The following is a 13,009-nucleotide window of genomic DNA, read 5'->3' on the forward strand; positions in this document are numbered from 1 at the left end:
GGGGCTTACACGCCATGTTCGCGTTCCTGCTGCTTTTCGGCGTGGCCCGCGCCTACATCGATGACCGCCTAGATGCCCGCGCCATCCTTTTGGCCATCGGCCTAGCCGCGGTGTACGCGGCCGCGCGCTGGCTTCCCACCTGGCTCTGGCTCACCGGGCTGTGCCTGCTCTGGTTGGGGCTGATGGTCCACGCGCAAGATTTCATGTGGCTCGAGTTCCCGCTCATCTTCGTCTTCCTGCGCGCCTTGCCCAAGTGGCCCGGGCTTATCTCCATCACGGTGCTGTGGGCGGCGGCCGCCTTCATTCCCGCGTGGCTGCATCCGGATGGCTGGTCCATCGCCGCGGCCATCGGGCCGCTTATCGGCACGACCTTTGCCGCGGGCGTGTTTTATATCCAGCGCCGGTTGCAGGCGGAGGCGGCGCACCACAGGGACATCGCCAAGCAGCTGCAAGAAACCCAGGCCGAGCTGGCCGCCAGCGAGCACCAGGCCGGGCGCTTGGAAGAGCGCGAGCGCCTGTCCCGGGATATCCATGACACCGTGGCCCAAGGGTTGAGCTCCATCCTGCTGCTATCCCGCGCCGCCCGCACGACCGATGACCTAGAGACCAAGAACGAGCAGCTCGCCGTCATCGAGGACACCGCAGGCGAGAACCTAGCCGAGGCCCGTCGCTTCGTCCGCGAGCTCGCCGGGCCCGATGAGCGCCTGGAAACCCAGCTGGATTCCAACCTGTCCCAGATGCGCCGGCGCACGGAGGCTTTGGGCGAGGACACCACCTTTGACCTTGTGGTTTCCGGCAGCGGCAGCGTACCCAGCGATATCAAGCAAGTGGTCGTGCGCGCCGCGCAAGAGGGCCTTAATAACGTGATCAAGCACGCGCACGCCTCCCGCGCGGTGGTCACCCTGGGCCTTTTCGAGGATGCAGTCACCCTGGACGTCGTGGATAATGGGCACGGTGTAGTTGCGCCCCCGCGCCACGGCGATGACAGCGGTTTTGGCTTGCAAGGATTGTCCCAGCGCGTGGAGAGCGTCGGTGGCTCCCTGAGCCTCGAATCCGGCGATGGCACCGCCCTTGCCATTAGAATCCCCCTCAAGGAGCAGCCCCATGGTTAACGTCATGCTTATCGATGATCACCCCGTCGTCCGCGCCGGGCTGCGCGCGATACTCAATACCTTTTCCGATGTCCGCGTGGTCATGGAAGGCGATAATGGCGCGGACGTGGACAAGCTCTTTGCCGATGGCTCCCCCGAGGTCGACGTCGTGGTCTGCGATATCCAGATGCCAGGAGTCGATGGCATCACCGCCACCAAAAAGCTGTCCGAGGCCGGTGGCCCGCCCGTGCTTATCCTCACCACCTATGACACCCAGGCGGATATCCTGGCTGCGGTCGAGGCCGGCGCGATGGGCTACCTGCTCAAGGATTCGCCCGAGGAAGAGCTGCACGAGGCGGTGCTCAATACCGCCGCGCGCCGGCGCACCCTCGCCCCAGAGGTGGTCAACCTCTTGGCCCAGCGCGTGGGCCAGCCGGAGCAGTCCCTGTCCACGCGCGAGCTGGAAATCCTCCGCGCGCTCGCGACCGGATCTTCCAATAAGGAGCTGGCCAACCAGCTCTTCATTTCTGAGGCCACCGTGAAGACGCACCTCATTCACATCTATCAGAAGCTGGGCGTGGACACCCGCACGGCCGCGGTGACCGTAGCCCGCGAAAGAAAGCTCATTTAATGCTCGATTGCATCGTTATCGGCGGCGGGCAAGCCGGCCTGGCCACCAGCTATTACCTGCGCAGGAAGGGACTCGACTTCCAGATCCTTGATGCCGATCCCTCCCCTGGCGCGGCCTGGCGCCACGCGTGGCCGTCGCTCACGCTCTTTAGCAATAGCGCGTCTTCCAACTTGCCCGGCTTGCCGATGCCCCACCACGACGGATTTCCGCCCGCCAGCCACGTCATCGATTACTTCACCCGCTACGAGCAGCGCTATGACCTGCCCGTACGCCGGCCGGTGCGGGTCCAGGAGGTCACCCACGACGGCGAGCGCTTTCATGTCACCACCGGTGACGAGCGCCTCACCGCGCGCACCGTGGTGGCGGCTACCGGCACGTGGTCCTCGCCGTTTATCCCCTATTACCCCGGTTCCTTTGCCGGGCGGCAATGGCACTCGGCGGTCTACCCTGGGCCCGATCCCTTCCGTGGCGAGTCCGTCGCCGTTGTTGGGGCGGGCAATTCCGGGGCCCAGATTGCCGCAGAGCTCGTGCTCTCTGGCGTAGATACCACCTGGTTTACGGCGAAGACGCCGCGGTGGATGCCCGATGACGTTGACGGCCGCGTGCTTTTCCAGCGCAACCGCGCCCGCCTTAATGCCATGATGCGCGGTGAGCCCGATCCCGGCGCGGATACCAACTTGGGCGATATCGTCGTCGTTCCTCCCGTCAAGCGCGCCCGGGATGAGGGACTGCTTAAGTCCTCCCCCATGTTCTCCAGCCTCGATGAGGTGAAGGCAGATCACCTCATCTGGTGCACCGGGTTCCGCCCGGCGCTGGGGCCTTTCCGCACGCTTCTCGATGGCCGCACCCCCACCGTCGAGGGCCTGTTCCTCGTTGGCTACGGCACTTGGACGGGACCAGGATCCGCAACGATTACCGGGGTGAGCCCGTTTGCCAAGCAGGCCGCGGGGGATATAGCCAAGCTCTGCTCCCCCAACCTTTAGCTGCCCAAAAATGGTTGCATCACAATTCACGTACCATGGTGAGCATGAGCACGCTACTTGTTACCCGTAACGAAGACAAATCCGTCACTACCTCCTTTGAGGAGGGAGAATTCCTCGGCGAGGGCGACCTGACCGTTGATGTCTCCTATTCCTCGCTGAACTACAAGGACGCGATGGCGATCACCGGCGATCCCGGCGTCGTCCGCACCAACCCGCTGGTGCCCGGCATCGACGTGGTCGGCACCGTATCCGATTCGAATGTGCAGCGCTTGCCGGTGGGTACTTTGGTTGCCTCCTTTGGCGATGGCCTCGGCGAATTCCGCCACGGCGGCTACACCCCGAAGCAGCGCGTCAATTCCCGCGCCACCGTTGCCCTGCCTGCAGATTTCACCGCGGAGCAGGCCGCTGCCGTCGGTACTGCCGGCTACACCGCGGCGCTGTGCGTTAACTCGCTGCGTGGGCTTCCCGATGGCCCAGTCCTCGTCACCGGTGCCACCGGCGGCGTTGGCTCCATCGCCGTCAACCTTCTGCGCAATGCCGGCTACGAGGTCCACGCCATGACCGGCCGCCCCGATGATTACGCCAACTACCTCCACGAGCTCGGCGCACATGAGATCATTGACCGCGCGGAATTCACCGAGCCGGGCAAGCCCCTGCAAAAGGCCGTCTACGCCGGCGCCGTAGACACCTCCGGTTCCCAAGAGCTGGCCAACGTCCTGGCCCGCACCAAGTGGGGCGGCACCGTTGCCGCTACCGGTATGGCAAGCGGCCCCGACCTGCCCGCCACCGTAATGCCCTTCATCCTGCGCAACGTGCACCTGGCTGGCGTGAACTCCGTCGATGCCCCGCTGCACTACCGTCAGAATGCTTGGCAGCTCCTTGCCCGCACCTTGGACCTGTCCATCCTAGAGTCCTTGACCAATACCCTTCCGCTGGAAGATGCGGTGGAGGAAGCACAATCCCTCATCAACGGCAGCCACCACGGCCGCACGGTGCTGAAGATTTCCTAAAGCCTTAGTCCTTTAGGGCCTACAGCTAGAAAGGCACCCCGTCACTCCTGGCGGGGTGCCTTTCATGTTCCTCCGGCCTAGGCGCCGCCCGCCAAGTGCCGCGTGATTTTCCTCGAGATGGACCCCAGCTGCCGCAGCTCCTCTTCCGTCAGGACAGAGACCACTTTTTCATCTACTTTCGCGGTATGGTTCCCCAAGGCGGTGGCGAACGACTCCTCGCCGCTTTTCGTCACTGTGACTTCAATTGCCCGGGGGCCTAGCTCCTCCGCGTTCCGCCTTATCACCAACTCGCGCCGCTCCATCCGGACGAGTTGTCGATGCAGCCGCGATTTCTCCCACCCCAGTTCCGCAGCCAGCTCATGCGGCCGGGTGCTCTGCCCACGGCGACGCAGCAGGACGGCCAGCACAGCATAGTCGGCCTCACTCACATTCGCGGCTGCGTGCAGTGCATTGGCCAACTCCCTATGCAGCGCGCGCTGCATCGCTACAAAGTCCGCCCACGCCGCACTTTCTTCTGGGCGCACAGTATCTCCCCCTTAGGCTTTGACTTAAATAGCATTATATACTGCGCAGTTGATTACTCAACCGATAACTGAGAGGAGAGGTTGATCCATCAACCCCCACCATTTATTAAGGCGCGGGATTTTAACTTCCGATCATTCATAATTGCCATATTTTTGCCAGTTTAAACGCATTTACTTTGCTTTTTGAAAGCTATGTATTGGTACTAACGTGTGCTGGATACTATCTATCATTAGAACTTGCTAAGTAACTACCGGCCGGATTTCGAGTCGGCTGCGTCCCCCGTCGGGTAAGCGGCTGTTTATGATGGCGGGCATGGATAAACTTTTTGGCGCCTGCGGATTCGACTTCCTGGACACGGAGGAACTCATCGCGGAGCTTCCTGCAGACCGGACACTGTGGGACGCACCTGCTTTTGATCAAGTTCTCTACTATGCGGATCCCTCCGGCATAGCTGTCACGGCGATGGAGTACGAGGGGGAGTGGACCGTCTTGCCATCATTCCGAGGCGGGGAAGACGTAGAGGCAACGCTATATCGCGCCATGCCATTTATTGGCATCCTAGACATGGAGGATCTCCGGTGGGCGGTGCTTAGCGATGCCCCCTTCACGCTTCCCACCGGCAACCCCGTAGGCGGTGAAAAACTGCGCGGCCGCGTGCGACCCGCAGTCGTTGCGTTGGACTATGAATTAACGGACCCGGCGGAGTTTTCGCTGCGCTCCCCAGCCACGGAACGGTTTTATCAGAACTACAAGCCCAGCCTGCTCAACCCGCAGGTGGAGCTAGCGGGGACCGTGAACAACGTCGAGAACAGGACCAATAAGTTTGGGGGAGGGGAGTTCTGGGTATGCGAAATCGACAGGCTCCCGCTCATCGTTGATGCCCCAGTTGAGGCGGGCCAGGGAATCCGGGCGCACGGCATCGCGCTCTGCGCCACGGAATACTGGGATTAACCGCCTCGCTGCTTGGTGGAGGTAGATCCTAGTGTTGCGGAGCTGCAGGTACCAACGCTAAAAGACGCCCGAGGTAGTCGCGCACGAAATCGATGGTGCTGGATGGCTCGATCTTTCCATCCTCGCCGATGAGCTGGGGAGAATTGCCCAAGAATACTTCGGGCTGACCGGGCATCGGCATGTCGAAGTAGGACAGGGCTAGGCGCACATTCTTGTGGGAAGAATAGCCACCCATGCGGCCGACGGAGTGGCTGATGATGCCAGCTGGCTTATTCTTCCAGGCGACATCGGAATTGGGCTTGGACCCAATATCGATGGCATTCTTTAAACACGCCGGGATCGTCCGGTTATTCTCGCTAGTGACGAACAAAATGGCATCCGCTTCCTTAATGGCGTTGCGGAAATCGGTGTACTCTTCCGGCGTGGGTTTATCCTCCACGCCAGGATCGTCGTAGTCGAAATCATAAAGCGGGAGTGTGCGCAGGTCATAGCGCTGGCACTCTACGTGCTCGGGAACGAGTTCCATGGCATGGTTGGCGATCTTCTTCGCAATGCTTTCCCGCCGCAGGCTGCCAACGAGTACAAGAAGTTTCATGATGTGTGTCCTTTCGCGTGGAGGCTTGTTGGTTTTAGAAATCCCAGTCGGCATCGGAGGTCTCTACGGCTTTGCCGATGATATAAGAGGACCCCGACCCCGAAAAGAAGTCGTGGTTTTCATCCGATCCTGGCGTGAGTGCCGCGAGGATCTCCGGGTTGACCTGGCATTCCTCGTACGGGAAGAGGTTGGGATAGCCCAGATTCATCAGGGCTTTATTGGCGTTGTAGCGCACGAACGTAGCAACATCATCCATAAGCCCGTACGGTTCATAGAGCTCGCCGGAATAGCGCATCTCCAGGTCATAGAGCTTGCGCACCAGGTCAAAGGTGAATTCGTGCATTTCTTCGCGGCGAGCTTCCGTAGCATGGTCCAGTCCCCGCTGAAACTTGTATCCGGAGTAGTAGCCGTGGACCGCCTTATCCCGCAGGATGAGCCTGATCATGTCAGCGGTATTGGTGAGCTTCCCGTGCACGCTAAAGTGCAGTGGAAGATAGAAGCCGGCGTACAGCAGCAACGAGGATAAGAGGGTAGAGGCAACCTTGCGTTTTAGTGGGTCGTCGCCGTAGTAATGCACCATCACACTGGTAGCGCGCTGCTGCAGCACTGGGTTATCCACGGCCCACGCATAGGATTTTTCGATCTCTTCGGTGCTGGCCAGGGTGGAAAAGATGGACGAATAGCTCCGCGCGTGCACCGCCTGCATGAAGGCGATATTGGTATAAACGGCCTCCTCATGTTCCGTCCGAGCATCTTGAATCTGACTAATTTCGCCCACGGTAGCCTGCACGGTATCCAGTAGCGTCAACCCGGTAAAGACGCGAATGGTGAGATCGCGCTCGGCTGGGTCCATGCGGGACCAGTCATTGCGGTCATTGGAAAGCGGGACCTTCTCCGGCAGCCAGAAATTCGAGGTCAGGCGGTTCCACACCTCTAAATCCTTATCATCCCAGATGCGATTCCAGTTCACTGGGCGCAGCGGCGTGGAGGCATCGTGGCGAAAATGCGGCGGGGTTTGGGATCGCTCAATGAGCTCTTGATATTTCATCGGTACTTTCTCTTTTCTTTGTCTTCGAGGCCCTAGCCATCAGGCAATGGACGCGTGGGCGGTGGGGTAGAGGTGGTGCGCAAAGAAGTCCTGCAACCCCTCCCGTACGCGGGCAACATCGCGGTCGGTACCGAGCAGCTCAAAACGGTAGAGCTCAGGCACGCCGCACTTTCGGGCTATCTGTGGCCCGGCGCAGCAATACGCTTCACCAAAATTGGTATTTCCAGAGGTGATGACGCCGCGCAGGAGTGCGCGATTTTCCGGAACGTTGAGGAATTGGCGCACCTGCACCGGAATCGCCGCCTTGATATTGCCGCCGCCGTAGGTCGGGACGATGAGCACAAAGGGCTCGGTGACATAGAGCATTCCTTCACGCTTCGGCCGCAAAGGAATGCGTGCCGCTGGAAAGCCCAGCTTGTGGACAAAACGGTGGGTATTTTCACTGACCGAGGAAAAATACACAAGATTAGCGGCGGTCTTAGTGCCGCAGGGTGGCGTCGAGGCTGTAGTCATTTCGCTCCTTAGTGGCTGCGCCGAAGCGCACTTTCTGCTTCAACTACAGATTTAACGTACTTTTAACTACGTCGCAACTAACCACCGTTGACATGCGCAAATACCCCACCTTCCAAAAGAGGAAGGGCAGGAAAGTTACATGCGCACCCACACGGCGCGGGCTGCGTGAGAGCTCAAAGAAAACGCCGCGGAATGCTCATCTTGGGCACGCTCATTCTCGTTGTTTTCTACGCGCACAGCCATTCCGCCGGAATAGGGCTGGCTATCGCGCACGCTCACGACAGCGCCGATGGTCACATTATTCTCGCTGAAAAAGCGCAACAGATCGGCGTCTGCATCACTTATGCGATCGACTACACCGGCCTCACCGGGCTCCAGATCGCTGAGTTTGCGCAGATCCCCTGGCTCGGACGCGGGGGTCGCGGCATAGTCCGCCGGATAGTCACCCGTGGCGCTGGGGATGGGGTCTCCATGCGGATCGCGGCTCGGAAAACCCAGTTCAGCGTCTATGCGCTCTAGAAAGAAATCGGAGACGCAGTGCTCCAATTGCTCAGCCTCCGCATGGACCTGGTCCCAGCGGTAGTGCAGGGATTCCACCAGGAAGGTCTCGATGAGGCGGTGCCGCCGCACCATGGCAAGGGCAAAGGCACGCCCCTCGGTACTCAGCCCGATGGCACCATACGGCGTATGGGTGACGAGACCCTTTTTCTCCAGCCGCCGCACCGCATCCGACGCGCTGGAGAGCCGTACGCCTATGTGCTGGGCGAGCATCTTTACCGTCACGGGCTCGTCATGCCATTCGCCCAGCTTAAACAGGGCCTTGAGATAGTCCTGATTGGACGGCGAGAGGCCCGAGACGTCCACGCTCATTGGTTACTTAACCACCAAGTTCACCATCCGGCCAGGAACGTAGATCTTCTTCACCACGTTCTTACCGGAGGTGAGGTCAGCCACCTTGGCATCGGCAAAAGCGGCCTCGAATACGGCGTCTTGGTCAGCATCGGCTGCGACGTTAATGCGGGACTTAACCTTGCCGTTGATCTGGACCGGTACCTGGATCTCATCATCTACCAGGTATTTCTCCTCAAAGGAGGGGAGTGGCTCGTAGGTGATGGTCTCATCGTGGCCAAAGCGCTGCCACAGTTCCTCCGCAATGTGCGGGGCGATGGGGGAGACCAGCTGTGCGATGGGCTCCACCGCCGCGCGCGGCGCCTCGGTGCGGTAGGTCTTGGTCAAGTAGTTGACGTACTCGATGAGCTTGGCCACGACAGTGTTCAGGCGCAGGTTCTCATAATCATCGCGCACGCCAGCAATGGTACGGTGCAGCTGTTTTAGGTCATCCTGAGTGAGCTCGGCATCGGTAGTAGCCACTTCACCGGTGTCCTCATTGATGGCCAGGCGCCACAGGCGCTGCAGGAAGCGCTGCGAACCGACGACGTCCTTGGTCGCCCACGGGCGGGAGGTATCCAGCGGACCCATGGACATCTCGTACACGCGCAGGGTATCGGCACCGAAGTCGCGGCAGATATCGTCCGGGGCCACGGCATTTTTCAGGGACTTGCCCATCTTGCCGTACTCCTGGTTGACCTCTTCGCCGTTGTAGTAGTACTTGCCGTCCTTTTCCTCTACCTCCGCGGCAGGGACATACACGCCGCGGGAATCGGTGTAGGCGTATGCCTGAATATAGCCCTGGTTGTACAGGCGGCGATACGGCTCCTGCGAGCTGACAAAGCCCAGGTCAAAGAGCACCTTGTGCCAGAAGCGGGCGTAGAGCAGGTGCAATACGGCGTGCTCGACGCCGCCGACGTACAGATCCACACCGCCTGGATCGTTCTCACCGTGCTCATCTGGACGCGGGCCGGTCCAGTAGCGCTCGTTTTCAATATCGCAGAAGGCCTCGCTATTGCGGGGATCGATATAGCGCAGCTGGTACCAGGAAGAACCCGCCCACTGGGGCATAACGTTGGTATCGCGGTAGTAGGTCTGCGGGCCATCGCCTAGGTCCAGCTCTACCTCTACCCAGTCGCGGACCTTGGCCAGCGGCGGCTGCGGCTCCGAGTCCTTATCTTCTGGATCGAAGGAGGCCGGCTTGTAGTCTTCCACCTCGGGCAGCTCAACTGGGAGCATCGACTCTGGCAGCGGGTGGGCCATTCCCTCCTTGTCGTAAACGATGGGGAAGGGCTCGCCCCAGTAGCGCTGGCGAGCGAAGAGCCAGTCGCGCAGCTTGTACTGAATCTTGCCGCGGCCGGAGCCGTCCTTTTCCAGCCATTCGATGGCCTGGGCGATGGCCCCCGCCTTATTCAGGCCATTGAGGTCCAAGCCCTTGTCGTTGGCGGAGTTTACCAACGCACCGTCTTCAGTCCAGGCTTCTTCCTCGATATTGCCGCCGGAGACGACCTCCGTAATCGGCAGGCCAAAGGCCTGGGCAAACTCATAGTCACGCGTATCGTGCGCGGGGACCGCCATGATGGCACCGGTACCGTAGCCGGTCAGCACGTAGTCCGCGATGAAGATCGGGATGCGCTTACCGGAGACCGGGTTGGTGGCATAGGTACCCAAGAATACGCCGGTCTTTTCCTTGTTTTCCTGGCGCTCCAAATCCGACTTCGCCGCGATATCCGCGCGGTAGGACTCGACGGCTTCCTTCGGATCATCGTTGCCGTAGGTCCAGCGCTCGTCCACGTCATCGTCGTAGGGGATGGGGGACAAGAGGGCATCGACAAGCTCATGCTCCGGTGCCAAGACCACGTACTCCGCGCCAAAGAGCGTGTCTGGCCGCGTGGTAAACACATCGATGCCGTAGCCTTCCGCGGGGAAAGTTACCTCTGCGCCGCGGGAACGGCCGATCCAGTTGCGCTGCATGGACTTGACCTTCTCCGGCCAATCAAGCAGCTCCAGATCATCGAGCAAGCGATCCGAATACGCGGTAATGCGCATCATCCACTGGGACAGGTTCTTGCGGAAGACCGGGAAATTGCCGCGCTCAGACTTACCCTCCGCGGTGACTTCCTCGTTGGCCAAGACGGTGCCCAAGCCCGGGCACCAGTTCACCGTGGAGTTGGACAGGTACACCAAGCGGAACTCATCGACGGCCTCGGCCTTTTCCTGCGGGGACAAGTCCTCGTAGTAGCGCCCGTCCTTAGTGGTGCGCTTATTGGCCTCCAATTCCTTGATGAGCTCAGCAATGGGGCGGGCCTTTTGCTGCTCTTCATCGAACCAGGAGTTATAAATCTGCAGGAAGATCCACTGGGTCCACTTAAAGAACTCAGGATCCGTGGATTCCACCGAGCGGCGCGGATCGTGGCCCAAGCCCAGCATGCCCAGCTGGCGGCGCATGTTGTCGATATTTGCCATCGTGGTGGTCCGCGGGTGCGTACCGGTCTGGATGGCGTACTGCTCGGCCGGCAAGCCGAAGGCATCGTAGCCCATGGTGTGCAGCACATTTTTGCCCAGCATGCGGTTATAGCGGGCATAGGTATCGGTGGCGATATAACCAAACGGGTGCCCCACGTGCAGGCCCGCACCGGAAGGGTAGGGGAACATGTCCTGCACGTTGAGCTTTTCCTTGGGCAGCTCGCCCGCACCCGTGGCTAGCGAACCGACCGGGTTCGGCGCGTTAAAGGTCTCGTGGTCCTTCCAATACTGCTGCCAAGTCTTTTCGATCTGGTTCGCCAGCTCAGGGGTGTAGCGGTACGACGTGGAATCGCTCGGTTTAGTCATAAACACACAGTGTAATAGCCCCAGCCCGGCGCGGGGTAGGCAGAGGTGGGTTTTGCTTCACTAATTCGGCGCCGTACCGGTAGTCAGCCGCAATTCCTCGCCATGACTCCTGCGGTGAGTGAGGGGGGCTAAGGCAAAGAACAAAGAGTGCCTCGGGATGTTCTGGCAGTGTTTAGGAGCTATTAACGCGCAGTTCCTTTCGTAGTTGAATCGCGCCTTTATCTTCAACTCAAGGCTTTGCGCCCAGCTATGTCTGGGTTACTTCTCTCTTGTTTGCAGGGCCACCATCTCTTCGTCTCTCACCTCCACAAAGGACAATTCATGCGCACTTCTCTCCGCATTGGCGCCGCTGCCGTAGCCGCGACCGTAGCTACCGCTGGCGCAATTGCCCCAGCCACCGCCACCGAATTCCAGAGCCCAAAGAACATCATCTACATGATTGGTGATGGAATGGGCTACGGCCACGTGGCGTTTAATAACCTCTACGAAACTGGCCAGTCCAAGTACCTGGTCGATGGCGCTTTTAGCGCCGAAGGCCCAGAGGAACTCGATGGCGATTCCGTGCAGCGCTTCGAGGACTTCAACCGCCTGTCCATGACCACCTACCCCAATGGCTCTTCCTACGACCCACAAAAGGCGTGGGCAACCCACGAGTACGTGGATGAGGGATACACCGATTCCTCTGCCGCCGGCACCGCCATGTCCACCGGTGTGAAGACCGATAACGGCAAGCTTGGCGTTAATGATTACGGCCACGAGCAGGAAAACACCTCCGAGCGCGCCAAGAAGGCCGGAAAGTCCGCCGGCGTGGTCTCCTCCGTGCCGTTTAGCCACGCCACCCCAGCTGCCTGGGCCGCGCACAATATCTCCCGCAATAACTACCAAGAGATTGCGGAGGAGATGTTCAACTCTGACCTCGATGTCATCATGGGCTCCGGCCACCCGTTCTATGACGATGACAACAAGAAGCAAGATGAGGCCAAGTACAAGTACCTGTCTGAAGAGGTCTTCAACAAGCTATCGTCCGGGGAGTCCGACTGGAACTACGCCGAAACCAAGGAGCAATTTGAGGCCTTGGCCCAAGGTGATGTCGCGGCGGGGGAGAAGTACTTCGGCCTGGCGCCTGTGGCCTCTACCTTGCAGCAGGCACGCTCCGGCGAGTCCACAGTGCCTTATGACACTCCGTTCAACGATGTCGTGGATCTTCCCACCATGACCACCGGCGCCCTCAATGCACTGGGCCAAAATGACGAGGGCTTCCACGTCATGATCGAAGGCGGTGCCATCGACTGGAGCGGCCACGGCAACGAATCCGCCCGCGATATCGAAGAGGTACAGGACTTCAATAAGTCCGTCGATGCCGCCATCGACTGGGTAGAAGAAAACTCCTCCTGGGATGAGACCCTGCTAGTCGTTACCGCTGACCACGAAACGGGATACCTCTCCGGTGCCAATGAGCGCTCTGAGGGCAAGTTCAACTCCATGAACGGTGGCGGCAGCAACACCCTGCCCTCTGGCCACCAGTGGTACTCCACGCAGCACACCAACCAGCTCGTCCCATTCTTCTTCAAGGGCGCTGGCTCTAAGGCCCTTCGCGCGAAGGCCACCCACACCGACCCCGTGCGCGGTGACTACATCGATAACACCACCTTGGCCAAGCTCACCCTGAATGAATGGTGGGTCAAGCACGATGACCAGGGCAGCAACGACAACGCCGACGCCGGTGACGGTGACGGCTCCTCCAAGAGCGGGCTCCTCGCCGGTATCGCGGGCGCCGGTATCGCGTCGCTGGCTATCGGGGCCATTGCCTTCTTGGCCCAGCAGCTGGGCATCATCACCATCAACCCGAATGCTTGGCGGAACTTCTTCCACTAATCCAGGCGATTAATCTCGCGCAAAGGCTTTCACTTCCACGGTGGTGAAAGCCTTCTTATTGCCTTCT

General features: G+C 60.1%; 12 protein-coding genes. 6 read left to right on the top strand and 6 right to left on the bottom strand.

Features of this window, described 5'->3' with window-relative positions; all coding sequences use genetic code 11:
* The first annotated feature begins 14 nt into the window (after positions 1–14).
* The 4 genes from HMPREF1257_RS06255 to HMPREF1257_RS06270 are packed head-to-tail and all read left to right on the top strand — an operon-like array spanning position 15 to position 3,715.
* Positions 15–1,112 carry a sensor histidine kinase gene (locus tag HMPREF1257_RS06255; protein WP_023024515.1) on the top strand — a complete coding sequence of 366 codons (1,098 nt, stop codon included), beginning with the start codon at positions 15–17 and terminating at the stop codon, positions 1,110–1,112.
* Complete coding sequence (locus HMPREF1257_RS06260; protein WP_023024517.1) at positions 1,105–1,722, top strand: response regulator transcription factor; 618 nt, start codon at positions 1,105–1,107, stop codon at positions 1,720–1,722. The genes HMPREF1257_RS06255 and HMPREF1257_RS06260 overlap by 8 nt, the downstream gene beginning before the upstream one ends.
* Complete coding sequence (locus HMPREF1257_RS06265) at positions 1,722–2,705, top strand: NAD(P)-binding domain-containing protein (protein ID WP_023024519.1); 984 nt, start codon at positions 1,722–1,724, stop codon at positions 2,703–2,705. Before HMPREF1257_RS06260 ends, HMPREF1257_RS06265 begins: the two co-directional genes overlap by 1 nt.
* Before the next feature lie 35 nt (positions 2,706–2,740).
* The gene (locus HMPREF1257_RS06270) at positions 2,741–3,715 is read left to right on the top strand and encodes an MDR family oxidoreductase (RefSeq protein WP_023024521.1); all 975 of its coding nucleotides are present in this window, start codon (positions 2,741–2,743) and stop codon (positions 3,713–3,715) included.
* Between the two features lie 77 nt (positions 3,716–3,792).
* Here the strand turns inward: HMPREF1257_RS06270 and HMPREF1257_RS06275 are convergent, their stop codons facing one another.
* A complete protein-coding gene (locus HMPREF1257_RS06275) occupies positions 3,793–4,239 on the bottom strand; it encodes a MarR family winged helix-turn-helix transcriptional regulator (RefSeq protein WP_023024523.1) in 447 nt (148 codons plus the stop codon).
* Positions 4,240–4,552: 313 nt separating this feature from the next.
* Between HMPREF1257_RS06275 and HMPREF1257_RS06280 the strand changes: the two genes are divergently transcribed.
* Positions 4,553–5,191, top strand: coding sequence for a hypothetical protein (locus tag HMPREF1257_RS06280; protein WP_232208529.1), 639 nt, complete (start codon positions 4,553–4,555; stop codon positions 5,189–5,191).
* A gap of 28 nt (positions 5,192–5,219) precedes the next feature.
* Here HMPREF1257_RS06280 and HMPREF1257_RS06285 read toward each other — a convergent pair whose 3' ends face one another.
* The 5 genes from HMPREF1257_RS06285 to leuS all read right to left on the bottom strand — a co-directional run bounded on the left by HMPREF1257_RS06285 (position 5,220) and on the right by leuS (position 11,067).
* Positions 5,220–5,786 (bottom strand): NADPH-dependent FMN reductase, encoded by a 567-nt coding sequence (locus HMPREF1257_RS06285; protein ID WP_023024527.1) that lies wholly within the window; start codon positions 5,784–5,786, stop codon positions 5,220–5,222.
* A gap of 34 nt (positions 5,787–5,820) precedes the next feature.
* A complete protein-coding gene (gene nrdF / locus HMPREF1257_RS06290; protein WP_023024529.1) occupies positions 5,821–6,834 on the bottom strand; it encodes a class 1b ribonucleoside-diphosphate reductase subunit beta in 1,014 nt (337 codons plus the stop codon).
* A gap of 39 nt (positions 6,835–6,873) precedes the next feature.
* Complete coding sequence (nrdI, locus tag HMPREF1257_RS06295) at positions 6,874–7,347, bottom strand: class Ib ribonucleoside-diphosphate reductase assembly flavoprotein NrdI (protein ID WP_023016373.1); 474 nt, start codon at positions 7,345–7,347, stop codon at positions 6,874–6,876.
* 135 nt (positions 7,348–7,482) lie between these two features.
* Positions 7,483–8,217 (bottom strand): metal-dependent transcriptional regulator, encoded by a 735-nt coding sequence (locus HMPREF1257_RS06300; protein WP_023024532.1) that lies wholly within the window; start codon positions 8,215–8,217, stop codon positions 7,483–7,485.
* A gap of 3 nt (positions 8,218–8,220) precedes the next feature.
* Positions 8,221–11,067, bottom strand: a complete 2,847-nt coding sequence (gene leuS, locus HMPREF1257_RS06305) for a leucine--tRNA ligase (protein WP_023024534.1) — start codon at positions 11,065–11,067, stop codon at positions 8,221–8,223.
* Between the two features lie 321 nt (positions 11,068–11,388).
* Here leuS and HMPREF1257_RS06310 point away from each other — a divergent pair, with 321 nt between their 5' ends.
* Positions 11,389–12,942, top strand: coding sequence for an alkaline phosphatase (locus HMPREF1257_RS06310; RefSeq protein WP_023024537.1), 1,554 nt, complete (start codon positions 11,389–11,391; stop codon positions 12,940–12,942).
* The last annotated feature ends 67 nt before the right edge of the window (positions 12,943–13,009 follow it).

Source organism: Corynebacterium sp. KPL1814 (genome assembly GCF_000478175.1).
Classification (GTDB): Bacteria; Actinomycetota; Actinomycetes; order Mycobacteriales; family Mycobacteriaceae; genus Corynebacterium.

Bases quoted from the DNA above. Each gene is read 5' to 3' on its own strand.
- HMPREF1257_RS06255 (WP_023024515.1), top strand. From the start codon at position 15: ATGTTCGCGTTCCTGCTGCTTTTCGGCGTGGCCCGCGCCTACATCGAT.
- HMPREF1257_RS06260 (WP_023024517.1), top strand. From the start codon at position 1,105: ATGGTTAACGTCATGCTTATCGATGATCACCCCGTCGTCCGCGCCGGG.
- HMPREF1257_RS06265 (WP_023024519.1), top strand. From the start codon at position 1,722: ATGCTCGATTGCATCGTTATCGGCGGCGGGCAAGCCGGCCTGGCCACC.
- HMPREF1257_RS06270 (WP_023024521.1), top strand. From the start codon at position 2,741: ATGGTGAGCATGAGCACGCTACTTGTTACCCGTAACGAAGACAAATCC.
- HMPREF1257_RS06280 (WP_232208529.1), top strand. From the start codon at position 4,553: ATGGATAAACTTTTTGGCGCCTGCGGATTCGACTTCCTGGACACGGAG.
- HMPREF1257_RS06285 (WP_023024527.1), bottom strand. From the start codon at position 5,786: ATGAAACTTCTTGTACTCGTTGGCAGCCTGCGGCGGGAAAGCATTGCG.
- nrdF (WP_023024529.1), bottom strand. From the start codon at position 6,834: ATGAAATATCAAGAGCTCATTGAGCGATCCCAAACCCCGCCGCATTTT.
- nrdI (WP_023016373.1), bottom strand. From the start codon at position 7,347: ATGACTACAGCCTCGACGCCACCCTGCGGCACTAAGACCGCCGCTAAT.
- HMPREF1257_RS06300 (WP_023024532.1), bottom strand. From the start codon at position 8,217: ATGAGCGTGGACGTCTCGGGCCTCTCGCCGTCCAATCAGGACTATCTC.
- leuS (WP_023024534.1), bottom strand. From the start codon at position 11,067: ATGACTAAACCGAGCGATTCCACGTCGTACCGCTACACCCCTGAGCTG.
- HMPREF1257_RS06310 (WP_023024537.1), top strand. From the start codon at position 11,389: ATGCGCACTTCTCTCCGCATTGGCGCCGCTGCCGTAGCCGCGACCGTA.